The 23,983-nt window shown below is 69.9% G+C and carries 24 protein-coding genes and 1 tRNA gene; 10 read left to right on the forward strand and 15 right to left on the reverse strand.

Annotation, left to right across the window (positions count from 1 at the left end; all coding sequences use genetic code 11):
• Position 1: 1 nt before the first annotated feature.
• The 7 genes from BUB75_RS36650 to BUB75_RS36680 form a co-directional block, all read right to left on the reverse strand.
• On the reverse strand, positions 2 to 1,732 hold the full coding sequence (locus tag BUB75_RS36650; protein ID WP_425430917.1) for a sodium/solute symporter: 1,731 nt from the start codon (positions 1,730 to 1,732) through the stop codon (positions 2 to 4).
• Positions 1,714 to 2,097: a cofactor assembly of complex C subunit B gene (locus tag BUB75_RS36655; RefSeq protein ID WP_073264079.1), complete on the reverse strand. Its 384-nt coding sequence runs from the start codon at positions 2,095 to 2,097 to the stop codon at positions 1,714 to 1,716. The genes BUB75_RS36650 and BUB75_RS36655 overlap by 19 nt, the downstream gene beginning before the upstream one ends.
• A 33-nt stretch (positions 2,098 to 2,130) precedes the next feature.
• Positions 2,131 to 2,895 (reverse strand): LytR/AlgR family response regulator transcription factor, encoded by a 765-nt coding sequence (locus BUB75_RS36660; protein WP_073264081.1) that lies wholly within the window; start codon positions 2,893 to 2,895, stop codon positions 2,131 to 2,133.
• Entirely contained in the window at positions 2,883 to 4,169 is a 1,287-nt protein-coding gene (locus tag BUB75_RS36665) for a histidine kinase (protein WP_084742158.1), read from the reverse strand. Before BUB75_RS36665 ends, BUB75_RS36660 begins: the two co-directional genes overlap by 13 nt.
• Before the next feature lie 48 nt (positions 4,170 to 4,217).
• Positions 4,218 to 5,795, reverse strand: a complete 1,578-nt coding sequence (locus tag BUB75_RS36670) for a sugar transferase (RefSeq protein WP_084742159.1) — start codon at positions 5,793 to 5,795, stop codon at positions 4,218 to 4,220.
• A gap of 337 nt (positions 5,796 to 6,132) precedes the next feature.
• Positions 6,133 to 6,987: an Fpg/Nei family DNA glycosylase gene (locus BUB75_RS36675; protein WP_073264083.1), complete on the reverse strand. Its 855-nt coding sequence runs from the start codon at positions 6,985 to 6,987 to the stop codon at positions 6,133 to 6,135.
• Between the two features lie 131 nt (positions 6,988 to 7,118).
• The gene (locus BUB75_RS36680) at positions 7,119 to 7,865 is read right to left on the reverse strand and encodes a hypothetical protein (protein ID WP_073264085.1); all 747 of its coding nucleotides are present in this window, start codon (positions 7,863 to 7,865) and stop codon (positions 7,119 to 7,121) included.
• 137 nt (positions 7,866 to 8,002) lie between these two features.
• Here BUB75_RS36680 and BUB75_RS36685 point away from each other — a divergent pair, with 137 nt between their 5' ends.
• Positions 8,003 to 8,698: a LuxR C-terminal-related transcriptional regulator gene (locus BUB75_RS36685; protein ID WP_084742160.1), complete on the forward strand. Its 696-nt coding sequence runs from the start codon at positions 8,003 to 8,005 to the stop codon at positions 8,696 to 8,698.
• On the opposite strand, the gene BUB75_RS36690 is transcribed toward BUB75_RS36685, so the two are convergent.
• Positions 8,695 to 9,396 carry a L,D-transpeptidase gene (locus tag BUB75_RS36690; RefSeq protein ID WP_073264087.1) on the reverse strand — a complete coding sequence of 234 codons (702 nt, stop codon included), beginning with the start codon at positions 9,394 to 9,396 and terminating at the stop codon, positions 8,695 to 8,697. The two genes, BUB75_RS36685 and BUB75_RS36690, sit on opposite strands and share 4 nt — an antisense overlap.
• An 81-nt stretch (positions 9,397 to 9,477) precedes the next feature.
• Entirely contained in the window at positions 9,478 to 10,368 is an 891-nt protein-coding gene (locus tag BUB75_RS36695) for a hypothetical protein (RefSeq protein WP_073264089.1), read from the reverse strand.
• A gap of 60 nt (positions 10,369 to 10,428) precedes the next feature.
• On the opposite strand from BUB75_RS36695, the gene BUB75_RS36700 reads away from it, so the two are divergent.
• On the forward strand, positions 10,429 to 11,406 hold the full coding sequence (locus BUB75_RS36700) for an LLM class F420-dependent oxidoreductase (protein WP_073264091.1): 978 nt from the start codon (positions 10,429 to 10,431) through the stop codon (positions 11,404 to 11,406).
• A gap of 402 nt (positions 11,407 to 11,808) precedes the next feature.
• Here BUB75_RS36700 and BUB75_RS36705 read toward each other — a convergent pair.
• Positions 11,809 to 11,891, reverse strand: a tRNA-Leu gene (locus BUB75_RS36705).
• Between the two features lie 71 nt (positions 11,892 to 11,962).
• Between BUB75_RS36705 and BUB75_RS36710 the strand changes: the two genes are divergently transcribed.
• Genes BUB75_RS36710 through pknB form a run of 6 tightly spaced genes read left to right on the forward strand, consistent with a single transcriptional unit; the run spans position 11,963 to position 19,664 of the window.
• Positions 11,963 to 12,835: an FhaA domain-containing protein gene (locus BUB75_RS36710; protein WP_073264093.1), complete on the forward strand. Its 873-nt coding sequence runs from the start codon at positions 11,963 to 11,965 to the stop codon at positions 12,833 to 12,835.
• Entirely contained in the window at positions 12,835 to 13,323 is a 489-nt protein-coding gene (locus tag BUB75_RS36715) for an FHA domain-containing protein FhaB/FipA (protein ID WP_073264095.1), read from the forward strand. The genes BUB75_RS36710 and BUB75_RS36715 overlap by 1 nt, the downstream gene beginning before the upstream one ends.
• A gap of 55 nt (positions 13,324 to 13,378) precedes the next feature.
• On the forward strand, positions 13,379 to 14,827 hold the full coding sequence (locus BUB75_RS36720; protein WP_073264097.1) for a PP2C family protein-serine/threonine phosphatase: 1,449 nt from the start codon (positions 13,379 to 13,381) through the stop codon (positions 14,825 to 14,827).
• Complete coding sequence (locus BUB75_RS36725) at positions 14,824 to 16,305, forward strand: FtsW/RodA/SpoVE family cell cycle protein (protein ID WP_084742161.1); 1,482 nt, start codon at positions 14,824 to 14,826, stop codon at positions 16,303 to 16,305. The genes BUB75_RS36720 and BUB75_RS36725 overlap by 4 nt, the downstream gene beginning before the upstream one ends.
• A 40-nt stretch (positions 16,306 to 16,345) precedes the next feature.
• Complete coding sequence (locus tag BUB75_RS36730) at positions 16,346 to 17,791, forward strand: peptidoglycan D,D-transpeptidase FtsI family protein (protein ID WP_073264099.1); 1,446 nt, start codon at positions 16,346 to 16,348, stop codon at positions 17,789 to 17,791.
• Between the two features lie 49 nt (positions 17,792 to 17,840).
• Positions 17,841 to 19,664 (forward strand): Stk1 family PASTA domain-containing Ser/Thr kinase, encoded by a 1,824-nt coding sequence (gene pknB / locus BUB75_RS36735; RefSeq protein ID WP_073264101.1) that lies wholly within the window; start codon positions 17,841 to 17,843, stop codon positions 19,662 to 19,664.
• A 54-nt stretch (positions 19,665 to 19,718) separates the two neighbouring features.
• On the opposite strand, the gene BUB75_RS36740 is transcribed toward pknB, so the two are convergent.
• The 4 genes from BUB75_RS36740 to BUB75_RS47375 are packed head-to-tail and all read right to left on the reverse strand — an operon-like array spanning position 19,719 to position 21,928.
• Entirely contained in the window at positions 19,719 to 20,384 is a 666-nt protein-coding gene (locus BUB75_RS36740) for an aminodeoxychorismate/anthranilate synthase component II (RefSeq protein ID WP_073264103.1), read from the reverse strand.
• Between the two features lie 31 nt (positions 20,385 to 20,415).
• The gene (locus BUB75_RS46745; protein ID WP_178380079.1) at positions 20,416 to 20,589 is read right to left on the reverse strand and encodes a hypothetical protein; all 174 of its coding nucleotides are present in this window, start codon (positions 20,587 to 20,589) and stop codon (positions 20,416 to 20,418) included.
• 14 nt (positions 20,590 to 20,603) lie between these two features.
• Positions 20,604 to 21,350, reverse strand: a complete 747-nt coding sequence (locus tag BUB75_RS36745) for a class E sortase (protein ID WP_218617987.1) — start codon at positions 21,348 to 21,350, stop codon at positions 20,604 to 20,606.
• A complete protein-coding gene (locus BUB75_RS47375; protein WP_218617988.1) occupies positions 21,251 to 21,928 on the reverse strand; it encodes a DUF881 domain-containing protein in 678 nt (225 codons plus the stop codon). The genes BUB75_RS36745 and BUB75_RS47375 overlap by 100 nt, the downstream gene beginning before the upstream one ends.
• Positions 21,929 to 22,183: 255 nt before the next feature.
• Here BUB75_RS47375 and BUB75_RS36755 point away from each other — a divergent pair, with 255 nt between their 5' ends.
• Positions 22,184 to 22,453 (forward strand): cell division protein CrgA, encoded by a 270-nt coding sequence (locus BUB75_RS36755; RefSeq protein ID WP_073264107.1) that lies wholly within the window; start codon positions 22,184 to 22,186, stop codon positions 22,451 to 22,453.
• A gap of 120 nt (positions 22,454 to 22,573) precedes the next feature.
• Complete coding sequence (locus tag BUB75_RS36760; RefSeq protein ID WP_073264280.1) at positions 22,574 to 22,996, forward strand: PH domain-containing protein; 423 nt, start codon at positions 22,574 to 22,576, stop codon at positions 22,994 to 22,996.
• On the opposite strand, the gene BUB75_RS36765 is transcribed toward BUB75_RS36760, so the two are convergent.
• Entirely contained in the window at positions 22,993 to 23,928 is a 936-nt protein-coding gene (locus BUB75_RS36765) for a rhomboid family intramembrane serine protease (RefSeq protein WP_073264109.1), read from the reverse strand. The two genes, BUB75_RS36760 and BUB75_RS36765, sit on opposite strands and share 4 nt — an antisense overlap.
• Between the last annotated feature and the right edge of the window lie 55 nt (positions 23,929 to 23,983).

Consider the following 23,983-nt stretch of genomic DNA (forward strand, 5'->3'; position numbering starts at 1 on the left):
ATCAGTGACGAAGCGACTCGGGAGCGTGCAGACGGAGCATCGTCGCCCCGACGTCGTGCGGAACGCGACGCCGTGTCAGCACCGAGACCACAACCATCACCGCGAACGCTAGCGGCACCGTCCACGCGGCCGGCTGCGCGACCAGCGCGGCCGGCCATCCGGTGAATTCGGGCCCCGCGACCGCCAGCAACACGGCCACCGCAGCCGCGCCACCACCCACCAGCAGCCCGGCGGCCGCGCCGGCGTCGGTCAGGCCGCGCCACCAGATGCCGAGCACCAGCAGTGGGCAGAAACTCGACGCGGCGACCGCGAAGGCGAGCCCCACCACCTGCGAGACGTCCAGCCCGTGCAGTTGCAGCGCGAGCACGGTCGGCACCGCACCGGCCAGCACCGCGGCCCACCGGAACCCGGTCACCGAACCGGCGCCCCGGCCGACGTCCCCGGTGCCGATCACGTCGGTGGCGAGCACACCGGCGACCGAGACGAGCAATCCGGACGCAGTGGACAGGAACGCGGCGAACGCGCCGGCCGCCACCAGGCCACCGACCAGCGAGGCAGCGAAGCCGTCGAGCATCGCCCCGGGCAGCACCAGCACGACCGCGTCGGTGTTGCCGGTCATGAACAGCTCCGGGGTGTAGACCCGGCCGAGCGCCCCGTACAGCGCGGGAAACAGGTAGAACGTGCCGAGCAGGCCGAGGACGACCAGCGTGGTGCGGCGGGCGGCCGCACCGTCGGGGTTGGTGTAGAAGCGCACGAGGACGTGTGGCAAACCCATCGTCCCGAGGAACGTGGCGAGGATCAGCGAGTAGACGCCGAACAACTCGGTCTCGCCGGTCGTCGACGGGGCCAGCCAGGCGGCACCGTCCCGCGCCGCCAACCCGACCAGGTGCGGGACAGCGGCGCCGGCCGGGAACGTGACCGTGCCGGGCCCGATCTCGTGCTCGCCCGCCGTCAGCGTGGTGGGCCCGTCCCGTTCGACGCCGTCGAGCGCACCGTCGAGCTGCACGGTCACCGGCTCGCTGACCTCCACCCGCACCGGGGCGCGCACGTCGACGTCGGTGGAGGCGCGGAACTCCGGGACGCTCGGCGGGGCCAGCTCGGCGCGCTGATCGGCCTGCCAGGCCAGCAGCAGCACGGCGACCGGGAACGCGATCGCGGTCAGTTTCAACCAGTACTGGAAAGCCTGGACGAACGTGATCGAGCGCATGCCGCCACCCGCGACGTTCGCGGTGACGACGATCGCCACTCCGACCGCACCCACCCAGTAGGGCGCGCCGGTGACCGTGCCGAGCGTCAGGCCGGCGCCCTGCAGCTGCGGCACCAGGTAGAACCAGCCGATGAAGACGACGAACGCGGTCGTCAGCGCGCGCAAGCGGGGGGAACCGAGCCGCGCCTCGGCGAAGTCCGGCAGCGTGTACGCGCCGGATCGGCGTAGCGGCGCGGCGACGAACAGCAGCAGCGCGAGGTAACCGGCGGCGAAGCCGACCGGGTACCAGAGCATGTCGACGCCGTTCTTCATCACCAGACCGGCGATGCCGAGGAAGCTGGCGGCCGACAGGTACTCCCCGCTGATCGCCGCGGCGTTCCAGGTCGGACTCACCGCGCGGCTGGCGACCAGGAAGTCGCTCGTGGTCCGGGCCAGCCGGACGCCGTAGAGGCCGAGGGAGATCGTCGCCAGGGTGACCGCGACGACGGCGACCAGCCCGGCCGGGCTCACGAGCGTTCGACCAATTCGACGAAGTCTCGCTCGTTGCGCTCGGCACCACGGGTGTAGATCCACCCGGCGCCGACGAACAGCGGGTACGCGGCGACGCCGAGCAGCAGCCAGGGTAAGCGGATCCCGAGCACGGTGACCTCGGCCAACGCCGGGAAGAGCGCGAACACCAGCGGGATCGAACCCACCGACAGGGCGACCAGCGCGGCCATCCGCACGGCGAGGCCCAGCTGAGCCCGGACCAGACCGCGGACGAGTACCTCGCCGACGCCGGTCTGCTGGTCGAGCTCCGCCCGCACCGGTGGCGTCCGTCGCGCCTGGGGCATGTCACCCAGCACGACCCGGACACGCTGCGGACGGGTCGCTGCCGTGGTGTCGTCCATCACACCTCCCGCGCGCAGGTTAGTGCAGTCGGCTCATCGCCAGCCCGCTTTCGCGGCGCGCACCAGACGGTCCTTGAGTTCCCTGGTGTGACGCCTGCTGACCGGCAACTCCTGCCCGTCGACCACCACCACGTACCCACTGGAGCCCAGCCGCAACTCGGCGATCACCCGCAGAGCCACCAGGTAGGACCGGTGGATCCGGACGAAACCGGCGTCGGCCCACCGTTCGGCGAGCAGCGAGAGCGGCACCCGGACCAGGTGATTACCGTCCGCGGTGTGCAGCCGGGCGTAGTCGCCGTGCGCCTCCACCCACCGCACCGACGACCGCGGCAGCATCCGCGTGGTGCCTGCCAACTCGACCGGGATCACGTCGTCGGCGACCGGTTCCTGGCTGGGCCGCGGTCCGGCGGTCGCCGCCCTGGCCCGTGCGGCCCGCCGAACGGCCTCCGCCAGCCGATCGGCCCTGACCGGCTTCAGCAGGTAGTCGGCGGCGCCCAGGTCGAACGCGTCAACGGCACGGTCGTCGTGCGCGGTGACAAAAACGACGACCGGTGGTGAGGCGAACCGCCCCAGCACCCTGGCCAGCTCCATGCCGTCCAGGCCGGGCATCCGGATGTCGAGGAACACCACATCGACGGCTCGGTCGCGGAGGCAGCGCAGCGCCTCGGTGGTGTCGTTCGCGGTGACGACCTCGGCGACCCCGGCGTCGCCCCGGAGCAGGTAAGCCAGTTCGTCCAGCTGGAGCGGTTCGTCATCGACGGCCAGCACGCGCAACCCCGGCGCTCTCACGACGCCCATCCGCTCACCACCCGGACCCCAGGCTGGAATTTCGGTACCCGCATGCTCACCTTCGTGCCTGCCCCCAGCGCGGTCTCGACGACCAGCCCGCACCCCGGTCCGAACACCGAGCGCAGCCGGTCGTCCACATTAGTCAGCCCGACGTGCGCGCTGCGTGCCTCGCTGCGCTCGGTGCCCTCCGGGCGGCGCAGCTGCTCGGGATCCATGCCGACGCCGTCGTCCTCGACGCTGATCAGGCACTCCGAGCCGGCATCGGACGCGATGATGCTGACCGTTCCGGTGCCCGCCTTACCGGCCAGCCCGTGCCGGACCGCGTTCTCCACCAGCGGCTGCAAGCACAGGTACGGGACGACGACCGGCAACACCTCGGGCGCGACCTGCAGCCGAACCTGGAGCCGATCGCCGAAGCGGGCGCGCTCGATCAGCAGGTAACGATCGATCGAGCGCAGTTCCTCGGCCAGCGTCGTGTACTCGCCGTGGGCGCGGACGCTGTACCGCACGAACTCGGCGAACTCCTCGATCAGCTCGCGAGCCCGGTCCGGGTCGGTGCGCACCAGCGCCGAGATCGCGGACAGCGCGTTGTAGATGAAGTGCGGGCTGATCTGCGCCCGCAGCGCGCGGAGCTGAGCCTCGGCCAGCCGCTCCCGGGACGCGTCGAGCTCGGCGAACGCCAGCTGCGCGGACACCCACTCGGCGGTCTCCACGGCGGCCCGCACCAGCCCGGGTACCGCGTCGGTATCAACGATCGCGACCAGCGCACCGACCGTCTCCTCACCGGTCGACAGCGGTACCACCACCGCACCGCGGACCGGGCACTCCAGCAGGTCGCAGGTCAGGTCCTCGGCGCGGAGCGCGATCACGCGCCCGGTGCCCTCGTGCAGGTTCTCCGGCCGGGAGTTGACGAGCGCTGCGAGCACGGCGGGCGCGTGGTGTTCGCCGGGGCCCTCCCAGGCCAGCACCCGATCGGGAGCGATGAGGCCGAGCGCCGGTCCGCCGAGCAGCTGGTGCAGCGGCCGGATCGCCTTGGCCGCGGTGGCCTCGGTCAGGCCGGAGCGCAGCGGCGGCGCGGCCAGGCTCGCCACGTGCAGCACCTGGTAGGTCGCGCGCTGGGTCGGGGTGGCGATCACCCGTCGTTTCCGGGACCGTAAGACCACGGCGACCGCGAGCAGGACCGCCGTACCGAGAACGACCGCGGCCACAGTGGCCGCGGTCGTGGACGCCGGCCAGAGCGACGCACCCAGCGGGACCGCCGCCGCCGGAGCGACGCTGCTCATCGCCCCATGATGAGGGTTGGCCGCGGTCGGCGCGACCTATCCCCGAGTTCAGTAAGCCCCGTCCCGCTTCATCACGGCAAACAGCGTTTTGTACAGAATCATGAAGTCGAATGCGAGCGACCAGTTGTCGACGTAGTACAGGTCCAGCCGGACCGCGTCCTCCCAGGAGAGGTTCGAGCGGCCGGAGACCTGCCAGAGCCCAGTGATGCCGGGCCGGACCAACATCCGGCGCCGGACGTCCCCGGCGAACTCCTCGTTCTTCACCGGCAGCGGACGCGGGCCGACCAGCGACATCTCGCCGAGCAGCACGTTGATCAGCTGCGGCAGCTCGTCGATCGACGTCTTGCGGAGGAAGTGTCCGACCCGGGTGATCCGGGGGTCGTTGGACATCTTGAACAGCAGGCCGTCGGTCTCGTTGCTACCGAGCAGCTCGGCCAGGCGTTCCTCGGCGTCGACGTACATCGTCCGGAACTTCCAGACGCGGATCGTGTGGCCACCGCGGCCGGCGCGGGCCTGCCGGAAGAAGACCGGCCCGGGGTCGGAAATCTTGATCGCCAGCGCGGCGATGCCGAGGATCGGCGAGATCAGCAGCAGGCCGAAGAACGCGGCGAGCCGGTCGAACAGGCCCTTGATCAGCCAGCCGACGCCGGAGATCGTCGGCTCCTCGACGTGCAGCAGCGGCAGGCCCTCGACCGGGCGGATGTGCACCCGCGGACCGGCGATGTTCGTGAGCGAGGGCGCGACGACCAGGTCGACACCGCTGCCTTCCAGCTGCCAGGCCAACCGGCGCAGCGCCTCCGGGGACACCCCGCGGGCACCACAGACGGCGATCGTGTCGGCCCCGACCTGCTTGACCCGGTCGAGCGGCTCGACCTTGCCGTTGAACACCGGGATCGGCAGCGACGCCTGCTCGGAGGTCGGCTCGGTGAGGCAGATCCCGACCGGTACCAGACCGGCGTTCGGGTTGCGGGTGGTGATCCGGTAGACCGACAGCGCCTCGCCGAGCGTCCCGACCAGCAGGATTCGCTGCGAGGCACGGCCACGCTTGCGGATGACGTGCAGCGCCTTCCGCGTCACGAACCGCACGAGCAGCGTCACCGTTGCCGTGAGCGGCAGGACCGTACCGACCGACAGACGCGACAGGTCGGCCTTCTGGGTGAACGCGAGGAAACAGACCACCGCGGTGAGCGAGATGATCGCCTTCAGCACGCGCTTGAACTCGTCCGGGCCGAGGCCGAGGTACCGGCCCTCGTACGCACCGTGCACCCAGAGCGCGAAGATCCAGGCCGCCGGCAGAATCAGCAGCGCGGTCCAGTTCAGGACCGTGCGGTCGAAGAAGCCCGCCTCGGCCTGCGGGTACATGTGGATGACCGCCCAGCCGGCGGCCGAGCAGCTGAGGAAGTCGAGCAGCAGCAGCAGCAGGCGGTACCGCAGCGCCCACCGGGTCTGCCGGGTACCGCTGCGGGTACGCGGCGACCGCTGTACGCCACCCGGTTCGATCACCAGGCTGCTCTCCAGGCTTGGCGCGAGCGTGTTGGCGACGGCCTCGGGCGCACCCACCGACGGCGGGCCGGTGGTAGCGGGTGGAGCGACGGCAGAGGTCGAGGGTGCGGCGAGGTCGTGCATGCGGCCACTTCTGTTCGGAGCACTGCCGTTCGCGGCGCCGGTCGACGGCGCTGCTTCGGCGGCTGGTTGAGAAGCCCGGGACGGGGACGTGGATGTGCCTGCCCGTTCAGCGCGTTGGGTCACGACAGTCGCCTCGACCGCACGAAGGTCCACTCCCCACTCCGGTCGCCGACGGCGATCCGGTCGAGACGGCCACCGGTCGGTGCCGTGTCAGTGCACTCGCGGACGCCCACCCCCGACCGCGCACGCGTCGGATAGGGCACGGTAGCGCTCCTTCTGCCGGTGCGAAACCAGGGACACCGGTGACTGGTGGGACTCATCACTGCCTGCATGGACTTCACCGGATCAACTTGGACATTCTGCGATCGGCGAGCGGCTTGCCGCCGGTCTGGCAGGTCGGGCAGTACTGCAGCGACCGGTCGGCGAACGACACCTCCCGCACGAGGTCGCCACAGACCGGGCAGGGTAGGCCGGTCCGTGCGTGGACGCGAAGCCCGGAGCGCTTCTCGGCCTTGAGCGTCGCAGCGCCCTGACCGATGCTGCGCTCGACGGCGTCGGTCAACACCGACCGGAGAGCACCGTACAGCCGCGTGACGTCCTCGTCACTCAAGCGGTACGCGAGAGCGAACGGCGAGAGCTTCGCGACGTGCAGGATCTCGTCGGAGTAGGCGTTCCCGACACCGGCCAGCACGGTCTGGTCGGTCAACACACCCTTGATCTGCCCGCGCTGCCCACGGACCCGCTCGGCGAACTCAGCCTCCGAGATCGCGAGCGCGTCCGGGCCCAGCCGGGCGATGCCGGGCACTTCGTTCGGGTCACGGACGAGGTAGACGGCGAGGCTCTTCTTGGTCCCGGCCTCGGTGAGGTCGAAACCCGACCCGTCATCCAGGTGGACGCGGAGCGCGATCGGCCCCCGGCCCGGCTTCGGCGGTGCGGCGGGCAGGCTCTCCCGGTAGTGCAGCCAGCCTGCTCGGGCCAGGTGAGTGATCAGGTGGACGCCGTCCACGTCCAGGTCGAGGAACTTGCCGTGCCGGGTCGCACCGGTGACCAGGGCACCGTGCAGCGCGATCGGCGTCGGGTCGTACGTTTTCAGCACTCCGATCGCGGCGACGTCCACCCGCGTGAGGGCATGGTCGACCGCGCGCTCGCGTAGGTACGCGGCGAGCGCCTCGACCTCCGGTAGCTCGGGCATCTCTTCAGTCTGCCCGTGCGGATCCACCGTCGGCGAGCGGACCCCTACGGCGTGTCCGAATCGGTGCGCTCGGCCTCGGCGATACGGATGAGGTGCTGGTCGATCAGCGCAGGTGGATTTTCGGGTGTCGGTTACGGGTGCCCGAGGGACTCCACCGAGGGCAACGGGGACGCGGGAGTGCTGGTCGTGGCGGTCGGCCCGGACGGCGGCGTCGACCCCGGGTCGGTGGGAAGAATCGGCAGACCGCTGCCGTCGTCCTCGGCAGGCGGTTCGGAGCGGCCGTCGGGGTCGTTCCGGTCGTCGGCCGGCCGGACGTCGATCGTGACCTCGGCCGAGCGGGCCTCGGTGCGGCCGTCGCAGTCGGCCGTCGTCACGGTCAGGCGGACGCGGTAGCGGCCGACCGGAAAGCGGTGGGCGGTGGTGAGCTCGCCGCTGTGCGGTCCGGCGTCGCCCCGGCAGCCGACGACCTCCAGCGAACTGGCCGCGGTGCCGTCGCCCCAGTCTTCGGCGAGCCCGGCGTACCGGCCGTTCCCGTCCGACCACCGCACCCGGAACTGCACGAGCTCGTCGGCGGTCAGCGGCCCGTCCGGTGCCACTACGCGGAGACGCAGCCCGGGAGCCGTGCGCGGCTCGGGTGGTGCGGTGCTCAGGTCGACGGCGTCCCGCGCCTGCCGATCGCTGGCCGGAGACACCGCCTGGGGAGTCGCCGATGGTGAGTCGACCGCGGCCCGGCCCGGTGCCTGCACTGCGGTCGGCCCGTAGCGTCCGGCGGGGGACGAGTCGCCGAGACCGGCGCCGATCAGGAACGCCGGCACGGCCAGCAGCCCGAGCGCACCGACCCCGGCCGCTCGCCGCGCGCTCCCGATTCTCCGCCACACGATCAGACCAACGCCCGAACACGCGGTTGGTAACGCGACACGATCGAGCAGTTACGGATAGTGGCTATAAGGTACGCATCGGACGGCTGGACGCCGCCGTGTGATCGAACGGGGGTGACCCAATCGCTGCGCCGGTGATGCCACGCGCCCGGCCCGCGGAGCGGTATCGGGCTCGGATCGCGGTGGTCGGCGGCGATCGGGACCCGGGGCTGCACCGAACGACGGGTCTGCTCGAGTCGGAGCCGGGCTTCGACGTGCTGACCGACCACTCGGCCGGACGCGACCGGCTCGGTCTGCTCGAACGGGCTCAGCCGGACGTCGTCCTGGTGGGCCGGTTCCCCGGAAGGCCGGAGCTGACCGCGCTGATGGCTCGGGAGGTCACCGACGTCGGCGGGCGGCCGAGCCGGTTGATCGCGCTGGTCGCGGGCGCACCTGACGCCGAGCTACGGGCGGTGCTGCGGGCCGGCGCGATCGGATTTCTCCGCGCCGACGCGCGCCGGGCCACGGTCGTGGAGCTGATCGTGCGCGCGGCCGAGGGTGCGGTGCCGAGCGGCACGACCGCGGTCAACACGCTGGCCTCCGCGTTCGCCGCGCCACCGCGCCAGCCGGGATCGACCACCCGGCTCGGCCAGCTCACCCGCCGCGAGCGTGACGTCCTTCGCCTGGTCGCCAAGGGGCTGTCGAACGGTGAGATCGCGGCTGCGCTGGTGGTCACGACGAGCACGGTGAAGACCCACATGAACGCGATCCTGGGCAAGCTCGGGCTGCGCGACCGGGTGCAGGCGACGGTGTTCGCGTACGAGAGCGGGCTGGTCCGCCCGGGTGGTCCTTAGGTACCGGGCTTGCGTCCGAAGATCTTCACCGGCGTTCCGGTCTTCGTGTACTTCCACAGGACCCTGGCGTCCGCCGGAAGCAGGTTGATGCACCCGTGCGAACCCGGCGAGCCCGAGTCGTGCAGGTAGGTCGTCGTCTGGTGGAAGCCCATGTCCCGGTAGAAGCGCTGCCAGTACGGCAGTCGCACCTTGAAGATCGTCGAGACCGTGCTGATCTTGCGGTCCTGGATCTTGAACGTCCCAGCGGGCGTGGTCAGGCCCTTGCGGCCGGTCCGGATCGGCGCCGGCCCGTGAATGCGCTGGCCGGATCGGGTGATCCAGAAGACCTGGTGGGTGAGGTCGACGCAGACCCGGATGCCGGCCGAGTAGCCGCACGACCCGAGCGAGGCCTTGCTGAGCCGCGACACGATCTTCGACGTCAGCGGACCCGCGTAACCAGCGGCCGGGCGGATGTCCATGCGGCGCTGGAAGCGCTGGACGGCCAGGCAGTCCGCGGCGCTGGCGGTGCCGTCGACCGGCAGGCCGAGGTACTTCTCCACCTGACGCTGGGCGGGCCCCGTGCGGGGGGCACAGCCGGCGGCCTGAGCGGTGGAGGGGAGCAGGACGCCGAGGCTCGCACCGCCGATCACGGCGGCGGCCGAGAGAACGGCGCAGCGCCGCAGGGCACGGCCCAGGGCACGACGGGACCATCGGATCATCGAGGGGGACCTTCGTTCGGGGGTGTGACGCTCGTCTATCGGAGGCGGGTGCTCGCCGTCAACCGGAGAGTCACGAAACAGTCACTGCGGGGCCGAGGCCGCGCGGTGCACCCGCTCCCGGACGTCGTCCCACGCGGCGGCGAGGCGCGCCCGGCGAGCGGCCCCGACGTCGTCCATCCGGTGCTGGTAGGTGCGGCGCTCGCGGCCGAGCAGCAGCGCGAGGTTGACCAGGAACGGCGGCGCGGCGTCCGGGCCCGCGTCGTCGATCAGGTCCTCGATCACCCGCCGCGGGCCGTGCAGCTCACCGAGCAGCACCCAGAGCTGGGCGAGGTCGAATCCGGCCAGGTACAGCCCGGCGGTGGCCCAGTCGAGGAAGACGAAGCCGTCCCTGGTCTTCAGCACGTTGTCGAGCACGGCGTCGCCGTGGGCGAGCTCCCACCGGCCGGCGGCGCGGCGGGCGAGCGCGGCGACCGCGGCGCGGTCGGCGTCGTCGAACATCCCCTGACGCCGGGCGCGGTCGATCCGCGGCGTGTAGTTCACGATCCAGGACTGCCCCACCGGCGGCTGCCACTTGCCCAGCTGGCGTAACTCGGTCAGCGCGCCGGCGAGCTCTTCGGGTGGGATCGGCGTCGTGGGATGCCGGTCGTACGCCAGCGGGCGACCGAACACCCGATCGAGGATCAGCACCCCGCGGTTCGGGTCCGCGTCCCGCAGGCGGGGCGTCCGGACCGGCGGCGGCAACGTCTCGAACAGACGGTAGGCCTCCACCTCTCGCAGGAAGTGCTCCCGCCAGAACGGCGAGCCTCCGGCCAGCACCTTCGCCACCACCGGGCTCAGGTCCACGGTGCCCGCGACCACGAACGACGTGGAGCTGCGGTGCAGCACGGTGCCGGCGACGAACCGGGGGCACACCTCGTAGACGAGGCCCAGCAGGGCGTCGTCCGAGACCGGCTCGGCGTCGGTGAACAACATTGGCGCCGATCCTGCCACGCGCGATCGCGTACCGAATGGCTCCGCGGGTAACGCCGCCTCATGGTGGATTTTGGCTACACGCTCATGTGTGAACAGGCCGGACCGACGGCCCTGGTCCGGGACGCCCGGCGGGCCGAGCAGTCCGGCTTCGACTTCGAAGTCATCAGCGACCACTACTTCCCGTGGCTAGACGAACAGGGCCACGCCCCGTACGCCTGGTCGGTGCTCGGCGCGGTCAGCCAGGTGACCGAACGCGTGCCGCTGATGACCTACGTGACCTGCCCTACCGTCCGCTACCACCCGGCGGTGATCGCCCAGAAGGCCGCGACGATGGGGTTGCTCACCGACGGGCGGTTCTGGCTGGGTCTGGGTTCGGGCGAGAACCTCAACGAGCACGTCGTCGGTCGGGGGTGGCCGTCGGCGAACGTCCGGCACGAGATGCTCAGCGAGGCGGTCGACATCATCGCCGCGCTGTTCACCGGCGAGTACGTGAACTACGTCGGCGAGCACTTCCGGGTCGACTCGGCGAAGCTCTGGGACGTGCCGGACGAGCCCCCGCCGATCGGGATCGCGGTGTCCGGGCGTCAGTCGGTCGAGCTGGCGGCCGAGAACGCGGACTTCCTGGTCGCGGTGGAGCCGGTCGGGGAGCTGATCGACCAGTTCGACCGGGAGAGCGGGAAGCAGAGTGCGCCGAAGGTCGGTCAGCTGCCGATCAGCTACGACCCGGACAAGGACACGGCCGTCTCCCGCGCGCACGAGCAGTTCCGCTGGTTCGGGAGCGGTTGGAAGGTCAACGCCGAGCTGCCCGGTCCGGCCGGCTTCGCCGGCGCGAGCCAGTTCGTCCGGGCCGAGGACGTTGCTGAATCGATCCCGTGCGGCGCCGATGTGGACGCCGTCGCAGAGGCCGTCCGCCCGTACGTCGACGCCGGCTTCACTCACGTCGCGCTGGTGCAGATCGGCGGTGACCACCAGGACGGGTTCCTCAACTGGTCGGAGAAGGAGTTGCTGCCCGCGCTCCGCGAGCGCTTCCCGGCCTGACACCGCCCGGCAGTGTGGCGCACACGACAGCGGGAGGAGGGTTACCGATCGGCCATTCGGTCTAGAGAGGCAAGGCTGCCGGGCGTAGCTCGGCGGATCTAACAGGTCTTCAAGGCCGGAAGGGGATGCGGCGGGGCGTTTCGCGCGCAACGATTTCGACACCGAACGGCCCCGGTAGTAGCGTTCCGCGCTCCGAGGGCGAGCGATGAGGGGATGCTATGAGTACCGCCGACGCAACCGGGGCGGCTCCGGCCGTCCGTGGATGCGTGCGGCCGGTGACCAGGGCAACCGTCACTGGTGTCGGATCGCAGACGCTCATCCCGAGCACAGAGGGTCGTAGCCGCATGCTCAGCCGGAGAGGGCTTACCTCGCCCGCCCCGGAAGGGCGAGCGGGTGAAGTTGTGGGCAAGGGGGGAGTTGAACCCCCACGTCCTTTCGGACACACGGACCTGAACCGTGCGCGTCTGCCATTCCGCCACTTGCCCGGCGAAGACTTGGGAACTCTAACACGTGCCGGATGCTCCCCACTCGGGGGTTCGCGGCGGCCGATACGATCATGCCGAACCGAGGACAGGAGGAACCGGTGGGCGTTCTGCAGCGCTTCGAGAAGAGGTTGGAGAACCTCGTCGAGGGGGCGTTCGCCAAGGTCTTCAAGGGAGTCGTACATCCCGTGGAGATCGCAAGCGCAATGCAGCGTGAGGCGGATGCGCACAAGTCCATCTTGGGCGGTGGGCGCACCCTGGTTCCCAACCGCTACATCATCGATCTGAGTCCCAGCGACCACGATCGGCTGGCGCAGTACGCGGCGCCGCTGGCGCAGGAACTGGCTCAGGCCCAGGCCGAGTACATCGGCGAGCAGGGCTGGACGGTGTACGGAGACGTCATCGTCGAGATCGAGCGGGGGGATGGCCTCGACACGGGCATGTTCCGGATCGCCGCCGAGGTCTACACCGGTGGCGTCGAGCCGGCGCACAGCCCGAACCCGTACCAGAACCCGCCGCCGCAGGGGTACAACATGCCACCGCACGGTGGCGGGTTGCCCCCGGTCAGCGGGCCGCCCGGATACGGGCCGGTCAGCGGACCGCCGATGCACTCGAGCGGCGCGCCCTACGGCGCACCCGGTCCGCAGGGCGGCGGTTACGGCGCCCGGCAGGCTCGGCTGATCACGTCGGACGGCCGCCAGTTCACGATCGTGATCGGCTCGACCGTGATCGGACGTGGCGAGGGCGCCCAGGTGCGCCTGGCCGACGTCGGCATCTCCCGCCAGCACGCGCGCGTCGACTTCGACGGTTCGCGGGTGGTGCTGACCGACCTGAGTTCGACCAACGGCACCACCGTGAACGGGAACCGGATCAACGCGGCGGCGCTCCAGCACGGCGATGTCGTTCAGCTCGGGACGACGTCGCTCACGTTCCGGCTGGATGGCTGATGCCGGAAGTCGTTCTCGCGGTCGCCCGGTTCGGCTTTCTCGCGCTGCTCTGGGTGTTCGTGTTCGCCGTCGTCGGAGTGATCCGGCGTGACCTGACCGGGGCCCGCCAGCCCCGGCTGGTCGCGACGCCCCGTGGCGTGCCGCTGGCTCCGCCCGGGCGTCCGGCGAAGGTCAAGCGTGGTCGCGGAGACGCCGGTGTCCCGCGGACGCTGGTCGTCACGGAGGGCGCGCTGACCGGGACTCGGATCACGCTGAGTGATCTACCGATCACCCTCGGGCGCGCGGATGACTCGACGTTGGTGCTGAACGACGACTATGCGTCAGCGCAGCATGCACGTCTGGTGCCGCGTGCGGGCGAGTGGCTGATCGAAGACCTGGGGTCGACCAACGGCACGTATCTTGGCCAGACCAAGATTTCCGGCCCGACCCCTGTCCCCCTGGGCGCGCCGATCCGGATCGGGCGCACGTCGATCGAGTTGCGCTCATGAGCCAGCGAAGCGAGCGAAGCATGCAGTTTTGGCACCTCCTCAGTGAGGATCGCGAATGAGCCTCACGCTGCGCTACGCGGCAAAGTCCGACCGAGGTCTCATCCGGGAAGGGAACGAGGACTCGGTCTACGCCGGTGGGCGACTGCTCGCGGTCGCGGACGGCATGGGCGGCATGGCCGCCGGCGAGGTGGCGTCGAACATCGTCGTCCGGGCTCTGGAGCCGCTGGACGAGGACGTCTCCTCGAGTGACCTGGTCGACGCGCTCCGGGGCGCGATCGGGCACGCGAACCAGCAGCTGCGGGACGCCGTCGACGCGAACCCGGCCCTGGAGGGCATGGGAACGACCCTGACCGCGCTGCTGTTCAGCGGGTCTCGGCTAGCCCTGGCTCACGTCGGTGACTCCCGCGCGTACGTTCTGCGCAACAACGAGCTGCACCAGATCACCCGGGACGACACCTACGTCCAGATGCTGGTCGACGAGGGTCGGATCACCGCCGACGAGGCGAACACCCACCCGCAGCGGTCGCTGCTCACCCGGGCGCTGGACGGCCGGGAGGTCGAGCCGGAGTTCTCGGTGCGGGAGGCTCGCGCCGGCGACCGCTACCTGCTCTGCAGCGACGGCCTGTCCAGCGTCGTTTCGATGGAGACGATCGCGGACGCGATGCGGATCGACGATCCGGCGCAGGTCGCGAACCGGTTGATCCAGCTCGCGCTCCGCGGGGGCGGGCCGGACAACATCACGGTGATCGTGGCGGACATCCTCGACGACCGCCTGGCCGACAACGCGCCGGTCGTCGGTGGCGCCGCCGCACGTGACCGGACGACGTCGGCGACCGCGGACACGGCGGCAGGGCGGGCGGCGCTCGCCACGCCCCCGCGGCCGACGCTCGACGACGACTACGGCGTCGACGACGAGCCGGAGCCGGAGGAACGCGGCGGCAAGCATCGCCGCCGCACCACCGCACTCCTGACCGTCCTGGTGCTGGCCGCGCTGGCCGCCGGCGGTTACGCCGCCTGGCACTACACGCAGCAGCAGTACTACGTAGGAACCACCGAAGCCGGACACGTTGCGATATACCGCGGCGTGTCCGGCTCTCTTGCGGGCCTGGAGTTCTCCACTCTGCAATCCGACACCGATCTCCGCGTCGACGACCTGCAGCAGGTCGCCCGCGAATCGGTGGAACAGACCATCCCGGCCGAGAACCGTGAGGACGCGTACACGATCGTGGACAACCTGCGGCAGGACAAGGTCCTCCCGTGGTGCCACGGTGACGTCGCCGCGTCGCCCTCCGGCAAGCCGTCGACTTCCGCCACACCGTCGGGCTCCGTGTCGCCCACGCCCACTGCCAGCGCGAGCCCCAGCGGTGCCACCGACACGACGCCGTCGAGCAGCGCTCCGGCGTCCCCCAGTGGCGCAACGCCTTCCGCCTCGCGGCCTTCCGGGGTTGTCCTCCCCGCCAACGAGGTCGACAAGCCCGGCGTGAACTGTCGGGAGGTCCGGTGACGGCTTCGGCCGCTCCCCGCCCCGCCGGCGGTGCCGAACCCGCTCTCACCAGTGTGATCGGGCGGCCCGACCGGCCCCTGGCCAACAACCAGCGCAACACCGAGCTGTTCCTGCTGATCGTTTCGCTGGTCGTGGTGACCGGTATGTCGGTCGCGGTCCAGGGCTCGGTGCTCGGCGAGATCAACGCCGGTGCGCTCGCGCTGCCCGGTCTGCTCGCTCTCCTGTTCTTCGGCGCGCACATGGCCGTGCGGTTCCTGGCCCCGTACGCCGACCCGCTCCTGCTGCCCGCCGTCGCCACGATCAACGGCATCAGCGTGGTGTTCATCCGGCGGCTGGACCTCGGACGGCTCACGCCGGACGAACGCCTGGCTGCCGGCGTCCTCGGCGGCGAAGGCAGTGAAGCGCTCAAGCAGTACATCTGGGCGACCGTGGCGATCCTCGGCTTCGTCGCTCTGCTCTGGCTGGTCCGTGATCACCGCTCGCTCGCGCGGTTCGGGTACATCGCGCTGTTCACCGGCCTCGTGCTGGTGATGCTGCCCGCGGTGCTGCCGTCGTCGCTCAGCGAGATCAACGGCGCCAAGCTGTGGATCATCATCCCGGGCATCGGTCAGATCCAGCCCGGTGAGTTCGCCAAGATCGCGCTGCTGCTGTACTTCGCGCGCAGCCTGGTGGACAACCGCGAGTTCCTGCAGATCGTCGGCAAGTACCAGACGCTGAAGGCCACGCCGGGCTTCCTGTTCCGCGCGTACGCACCGATCATCGGCGCCTGGCTGGTCAGCCTCAGCATCCTCGTCTTCGAGAAGGACCTCGGGTCCTCGCTGCTGTACTTCGGGCTGTTCCTGGTCATGCTCTACATCGCCACGAACAGCTGGCGCTGGCTGGTGATCGGCCTGCTGCTGTTCATGGCCGGTGCCTACTCGGCGTTCTTGGTCGTCAGCCGCGTGCAGCTGCGCGTCAACGTCTGGTTGCACCCGTTCGACGACCCGTTCAACGCCGGCTACCAGATCGTCCAGTCGCTGCTCGCGCTGGGAAGCGGTGGCCTGTTCGGCGCCGGCCCCGGTGCCGGATCGCCGAACCTGCTCAGCCTGTACGCGAGCACCGACTTCGTGTTCGCGGCGATCGGCGAGGAGATCGGGCTGTTCGGCCTGACCGCGCTGCTGATGCTCTACGCGCTGATCGCGTCCAGGGGCATCCGGGCCGGTCTAGACGTCCGCGACTCGTACGGCAAGCTCCTCGCCGGCGGGCTGGCGTTCTCGATCACCTTGCAGACGTTCGTCATTGTGGGCGGGGTGACCAAGCTGATCCCCCTCACCGGTCTCACGACCCCGTTCCTGGCATACGGTGGCTCGTCGCTGATCGCCAACTGGCTGATCATCGGCCTGCTGATCCGGATCTCGGACGCCGGTCGGCGTCCGGCGAAGGTGAAGGCGCCGCCGCTGCAACTGCGGGACGCCCCGACCGAGGTGGTCAAGCTGTGAGCAGTCCGTCCATGACGGGTCGACCGGAGGTGCCGAGCCGATGAACGCTCCGCTTCGACGCGTAGCGATCGCGGTGTTCGTGCTCTTCGCGCTGCTCTTCGTCAACCTGAACTACGTCCAGGTGGTCAAGGGTGACGACTACCGCACGAGCGATCTGAACGAGCGCGTCCGGATCTCCAGCTACGAGCGTCCGCGCGGGCTGATCATGGTGGAGGACACCGCGATCGCGCAGTCCGTCGAGACCGACGGCCGGTACAAGTACCAGCGGAAGTACCCGCAGGGTGAGCTGTATTCGCACGTCACCGGCTACCAGTCGATGATCTACGGGAACAGCGAGCTCGAGGCAGCCGAGAACGAGGACCTTTCCGGGGAGTCCGACAAGCTGTTCGTGCGGCGGATCACCGACATGATCACCGGCAAGAAGAGCAAGGGCGCCAACGTCATCCTGACGCTGGACAAGGAAGTCCAGGCAACGACCGCGGACGCGCTCCAGGGGGAGAAGGGCGCGGCGATCGCGCTCGACCCGAAGACCGGCGAGATCCTGTCGTTGGTCTCGAACCCGGCGTACGACCCCAACCCGTTCGCGGCGCACACCGACCAGCCGCAGAAGGACGCCTGGAAGCAGCTGAACGGCGACAGCGTGAACAAGCCGCTGCTCAACCGGGCGCTGCGTCAGACCTACCCGCCGGGCTCCACGTTCAAGGTGATCATGGCCTCGGCGCTGGTCGACAAGGGTTACTCGGCCGACTCCGACGTCGAGGCGCCGCTCCGCTACACCGCGCCGCAGACCACGAAGTACATCGAGAACTACAACGGCTCGCCCTGCGGCGACGGCACGGTGACCCTGGAGTACGCGCTCCAGCAGTCCTGCAACACGGTGTTCTCCAAGCTCGGTGTCGAGGAGATCGGCGCCGAGGGGATCAAGGAGAAGGCCAAGGAGTTCGGGTTCGGCGAGGAGATGAAGGTGCCGACCGACGTCGCCGCCAGCGAGACCGGAGAGATCCCGGACCCGCCGGCGATCGCGCAGTCGAGCATCGGTCAGCGTGACGTCCGCATGACGCCCCTGCAGGGCGCGATGATCGCCGCAGCCGTCGCGAACAACGGCAAGCTGATGACGCCGTTCCTGGTGAAGAAGGTCGAGTCGGCCGACTACACGACGCTCTCGACGACCAGGGAGAAGACCCTCTCCACGCCGTTGAGCGAGTCCGCGGCCGGCGAGGTTCAGAAGATGATGCGCGCGGTCGTCCAGAACGGCACCGGCACCAAGGCACAGGTCGACGGTGCCGACGTGGGCGGCAAGACCGGTACCGCCGAGGACGGCAACGAACGGCAGGACCACGCTTGGTTCATCGGCTATGCGATCGTCGGCGGTGAACCGGTCGCTGCGGTAGCCGTGGTCCTGGAGAACGCCGGCAAGTCCAGCAGCTCCTCCGCGGAGATCGCCGGAACGATCATGAAGTCGATCATCGAGCAGCGAGCGAACTGATGATCCGCACCGAGGGCCCGGTCGGGCCCGCGATACCGAGGACTAGGCGATGACGGACGCCCGCCTGTTTGGCGGCAGGTACGAGATCGGCACCGTGCTGGGCTACGGCGGAATGGCCGAAGTCCACATGGGACGTGACCATCGGCTCGGCCGGGACGTCGCGATCAAGGTCCTGCGTTCCGACCTTGCCCGCGACCCCGGCTTCCAGGCCCGGTTCCGCCGGGAGGCCCAGAACGCGGCGGCGCTGAATCACCCGGCGATCGTGTCGGTCTACGACACCGGGGAGGACCACTCCTCCCGGGACAACGTGGCGGTGCCCTACATCGTCATGGAGTACGTCGAGGGCCACACGCTCAAGGAGGTCCTGGGCGCGGAAGGGCGGTTGATGCCGCAGCGTGCCCTGGAGATCGTCGCGGACGTCTGCGCCGCGCTGGACTTCAGCCACCGGCACGGCATCATCCACCGTGACATCAAGCCCGGAAACGTCATGTTGACCCCGCAGGGCGCGGTCAAGGTGATGGACTTCGGCATCGCGCGGGCGATCACCAGCGCGTCGTCGCAGATGACCGCGACGTCGGCCGTGATCGGCACCGCCCAGTACCTCTCGCCGGAGCAGGCTCGCGGCGAGACCGTGGACGCCCGATCGGACGTGTACTCCACCGGCTGTCTGCTCTACGAGCTCCTGGTCGGCGAGCCGCCGTTCACCGGCGACAACCCGGTCTCCGTGGCCTACCAGCACGTGCGGGAAGACCCGGTTCCGCCGAGCCAGCGGAACCCTGAGGTCAGCGCCACGATCGACGCGATCGTGCTGAAGTCGATGGCCAAGAACCCCGCGGCCCGCTACCAGAGCGCCGGTGAAATGCGCGCCGACCTGCTGCGTGCCGCAGCCGGGCGTCCGGTGGCGGCGACTCCGGTGGCGGCGGGCAACGACCGGACCGCGGTGCTCGGCGGGGGCGCGGCCGCCACTCGGGTGGTTCCCGGTGCTGCCGGCGGCTACCCGACGTCGACCGGCGGGGCGGTCGGCGGTGCTCCCAACAAGCGCCGGGGCGGAACGATCGCGGTCGGCATCCTGGCGGTGGTGGCGCTGATCGCCGTGGTGGCGTTCGCGGCCAGCCAGCTGGGCGGTGGTGGCGGCAAACAGGTCACGGTGGAGAACGTCGTCAACACGCTCGAGGCCTCGGCGCGGAAAGCGCTGGAAGCCCAGGGGCTGAAGGTCGAGTCGAAGACCGTCCAGAGCACCGCCGAACAAAAAGGCAAGGTGATCGAGCAGAACCCGCCCGCCGGCGAGACCGCCGAGGAGGGGGACACGGTCGAGATCTCGGTCGGCGCCGGACCCGACAAGGTCAAGGTGCCCGACCTGTCGGAGACCAACGAGGACGGCGCTCGCGCTCGGCTCGAGCAGGCCAAGCTCAAGATGAGGGTGGAAGTCGACGAGGACAGCGACTTGCCCGAGGGCAGCGTCACCAGGCAGGACCCGAAAGCGGACGCGGAGGTGCCGGAGGGCACCACGGTGACGGTCTACATCTCCAAGGCCAACCGCGTGCTGGTGCCTGACGTCGTGGGCAACACGTACGCCGACGCCAAGAGCAAGCTGGAGTCCCGGGGGCTCAAGGTGCGGAGGCAGGACGCGCCGTCCGACAAGGCGGCCGACACCGTGATCGCACAGTCGCCGAACCAGAACACCCAGCAGGACCGTGGGACCACGATCACGCTGACCGTGTCGTCCGGCGCAGCGCCGGAGTCGCCCGACCCGAACGAGTCGCCGTCCGACGACACCGAGCCGACCGAGCCCACGGAGCCGACCGAGAGCACGGACACCACGGCGTCCCCGGGCGCGACGCCCCAGCGAGGGACCAATGAGCTAGTGCGCTGAACCGCCGAAATATGGCCCGGCCTCTCTCGAGGCCGGGCCATATTCATGTGCGGGTCAGACGTAAGCCGCCAGGCGCCGTTCCTCGACCTGCTCGACGAGCGGCGTCGACCGGTCGACGGCCGCGGGGTCGCCACAGGCGCCGAGCCAGTTCGCCAGCATGCGGTGGCCGCCCTGGGTGAGCACCGACTCGGGGTGGAACTGCACACCCTCGACGGCCAGCTCGCGGTGGCGCATCGCCATCACGACACCGGACGGCGTGCGCCCGGTGATCTCGATCTCGGCGGGCAGCGTGTCTTCCACGACGGCCAGCGAGTGGTACCGGGTGGCCGTGAAGGGGTCGGGGAGCCCCGCCAGAACGCCCACATCGTCGTGGTGGACCTCGCTGGTCTTCCCGTGCAGCAATTCGGGTGCGCGGTTCACAGTGGCCCCGTAGGCCACTCCGATCGCCTGGTGCCCCAGACAGACCCCGAACAGCGGCACCTGACCGGCGAGCTGTTCGACCATCGGGATGCAGACGCCGGCGTCCTCCGGCGTGCCAGGACCGGGCGAGAGAAGCACCCCGTCGACCGGAGCGCCCTCGATGTCACCGGCCAGCACCTCGGCGGGCTTCACCGCGTCGTTGCGCCGGACGACGCACTCCGCACCGAGCTGGCCCAGGTACTGCACCAGGTTGTAGACGAACGAGTCGTAGTTGTCGACGACCAGGATGCGTACGCTCACCCGTCGATTGTGACACCTACCGACGACAGAATTAGGCTCCTGCGGTGCTGCCGTCGACCGTGACGTCGCCGAACGGGAGCAGCGGCTCGGCCCACGGGAACACCACGAACCAGAGCAGCCAGAGCACGGTGGCGAGCAGGGCCAGCGCGCAGAGCGCCTTCACCGCCACGTTGCCCGGCAGGTGGTCCCAGATCCACCCGTACACGCCAGCAGTCCTCCTTACTGCACCTCGGCCGGGCGTCCGGCCGACTGGGGTTGGGTCTTGGTCTGCTTGGCCCAGATGACCAGGCGCTCGTAGTTGTCCCACTTCGGGTTGCACGTGGTGAGCGTGAGCATCTTCTCGGTCGGCTCCTGCCCGGGGTTCTCCGGGTTCGCGCTCACCACCGAGACCTCGGTGGGCTTGATGATGAAGTTCTTCGAGACCTCGTAGACGTACCAGTCGGTCTGCGTCTCCACGACGATCGTGTCGCCGTCCTTCAGCTTGTCCAGGTCGTAGAACATCGCCTTGAGCCGGTGACCGGCGACGGCGAAGTTGCCGGGCTCGTTCGGCATCTGGCTGTCCGGGTAGTGGCCGGGCGCGAGCTTGATGTCGTCCGGATCGACGCCTTCGACGACTACCCACTTCTGGTCGAGCTTCGGGATGTAGAGCCGGGCTATGCCCTCGCCGGGCAGCGGTTCGGCGGGCTGACCGGACGACGTGCTCGGCGACGGACCGGCGGCCCACTGCTGGTCCAACTGGGCGTTGAGCCGGTCCCGCTCGGCGTTGACCTGAAGAGCCTTGCCGTAGACCTCGTAGGTGGCGAACAGCAGCACGACGAGCCCGAGGGTGATCAGAACCTCACCGAAGGTCCGGATCGAGCTGCGGATCAGCGACTCGGGTTCGTCGCGTGGGTCAATCCGGTGGGACCGTCGTACGCCGGCAGCGTGACGACTTGGGGGTCGCCAACCGTATACCCCAGGTTCCATGCGCGAGCCGCTTGGCGGAACAGCCACACCCCGCGCGACGCGTCGAGGGCGGCCCGCATCGACGAGACGTTGCCAATCGCGGTGATCACGAACGCCGGCGAGAACGTTCTCCCGTGCAGGAGGAGGGTGTTGCCCACGCACCGGACGGCGCTGGTAGAGATCACCCTGATCCCCATAATCGTCATAGCCTCCGCGCCACCCGCCCATAGTGCGTTCACCACCGCCTGCACATCCTGTTGGTGCACGACCACGTCGTCTGCGTTGGCACCGGGCGGCAACACACCGCCGGGCCGACGCGGGGCGTCGTCGAGCTTGACCGTGAGCGACGGTCCGCGAACTTTGCCGAGCCCTGCCGGCCCGGTTAGTGCGTCGACCTCCCGCTGCGGGCCTTCCAGGCGGGCGTCGGTGCGCGTGCGCGAACGTGTGGCCTCATCAACTGAACGACGAAGCTCGGCGGCCCGACGTTCAGATGCTGCCACCTCAGTGTTACCGCGTCGGATCAACTCCGCGAGCTGATCTCGGCGACCGCCTCGAAGATCGGAACCCTTCGAGGTCTCGGCGCTCGTGGCGAACAACACGCCGGCCAGGACCAAAACGCCTGGTAGAGCGAGGCGCCAACCCAGCGCATGCCGGGTCGCCCCCGCGCGCGGTCGACCCGCTCGGTGCCGCGGAGATCGGCTGCCGAGCCGACGCCACCCCGAACGTCGGCCGGAGCTGCGGGGGCGCTGGCTGCCGGGATCGAACCCGGTCGGCCGGATCGCCGCCACATCGCCTCCTCGTCGAGAGCCTTAGACGACTACGCTAACCCGGGAACCCCGTATCAGGAGAAACCCGTGCCGAAGTCACGCGTACGCAAGAAGAAGGTCTACACGCCGCCGACGGATGTCCGGCCGGCCGCCACCACCACCGCAAAGCGGGCGAAACCCAGCCCGCGGTGGGTACCCGGGGTGGCAATCGCGCTGATCGTCGCCGGGATCGCGTGGCTGGTGACCTATTACATGACACAAGGCGAGTACCCCGTCGCCGAGCTGTCCGCCTGGAACCTCGCCATCGGTTTCGGGATGCTCGTCGCCAGCCTGGGTGTGTTCACCCAGTGGCGGTAACGGCTCCCGTCATCCACAGATAGCCCTCTGAACGGCGTCGGAGCCTGTGGAAACTGTGGATAACTCCGCCGGGTTGTGGGCGACCGCGCCCTCAGCCTGTGGAAAACCTCGGGATGTTTCGTGAGTGACGAGGCAGTCCGCCGGTGGCGGGTACCCATCGCTGTTCCGGTCGCGAAGTTCGTCGTGGCCGGTGTGCTGGTGGTGGCCGTCGTCACAATCGCCCGCGACCTGGTCGGTGCCGTGCTCGGGCTCCTCGTGGCGGGAGGGCTGAGCCTGTCCGGGCTGCGTGACGTCCTCGTGCCGGTCCGTCTGGAGGCCGACGCCGAGGGCGTCACCGTGCTGTCCGGGCTGTCCGGGCGGCGTCGCTACCCGTGGGCGGTCATCGATCGGATTCGCGTCGATCGACGTCGTCGTCTGCTGGGGCGCTCGACGATGCTCGAGATCGACGTCGACGACGACCTGTACTTCCTGACCCAGTACGAGTTGGGGGCACCGCCGGCCGAGGTAGCGGAGGAGCTGGCGACCTTCCGCACCGGTCGCTAGAGGATGCCGAAGGACGCGGTCCGCAGCGCGACCAGGATGAGCAGCGCGGCACCGACGGCACTCAGCGCCATCCACTGGAGCCGTGCCCGGTTGGGCCCGGACGGTAGGTAGGCCATCAGGGCGCCGACGGCCGCGCCGACGACGAACCCGCCGATGTGGCCCCAGATGCTGATGTTGGCGACCACGAAGCCCAGGCTGAAGTTCAGGACGATCAGGAACACCAGCCCGCGCGGGTCGGCACGGAGCCGGCGCAGGAAGAAGAACATCGCGCCGAGCAGGCCGAAGATCGACGCGGACGCACCGGCGGACGCCTCGTTCAGCGGCGAGAACAGGTAGACGGCCACCGATCCGCCGACGCCGGCGAACAGGTAGAGCGCCAGAAAGCGTCCACGGCCGAGCAGACGTTCGCACTCACGGCCGAGTATCCACAGGGCGTACATGTTGAAGGCCAGGTGGATCAGCCCGTAGTGCAGGAAGTCGGCGGTCAGCAACCGCCAGAACTCACCCGACGCTATCCCGCCGCAGACCTCACCGGCGAAACCGCACGAGTAGGCGGGCACCGCCGCGCCCCATTCGGTGACGCCGGTGATGCCGCCGAAGATCACGAAGCGGCCGAGCTGCCGCAGCCCCACCTCACCGGTGAGCACCGCGGCGACGAGCGTCAACACCCATGCGGCGACGTTGATGATGACCAGCGTGCGGGTGACCGTTCCCTGCTCGCCGGAGAGGCCACCGCCGAAGACCGTGCGCGCCTGCGTCGTCGTCTTACGGCCCTCGCGGACGCACTCCGGGCACTGGAATCCCACCGAGGCCGGCTGCATGCAGTCGGGGCAGATCGGCCGGTCACACCGGACACACGAGACGTAAGTGCTGCGGTCCGGGTGCCGGTAGCACACGGGCGTCGCGGTGGTCCGCGCGCTGTCCTCGGTCACTGCCCATCCTCTGCTCGCTCGTAGCCTCGCCACGCCGAACGCCGCGCCCGGGAAC

Source organism: Cryptosporangium aurantiacum, assembly GCF_900143005.1.
In the GTDB taxonomy this organism is placed as follows: domain Bacteria; phylum Actinomycetota; class Actinomycetes; order Mycobacteriales; family Cryptosporangiaceae; genus Cryptosporangium; species Cryptosporangium aurantiacum.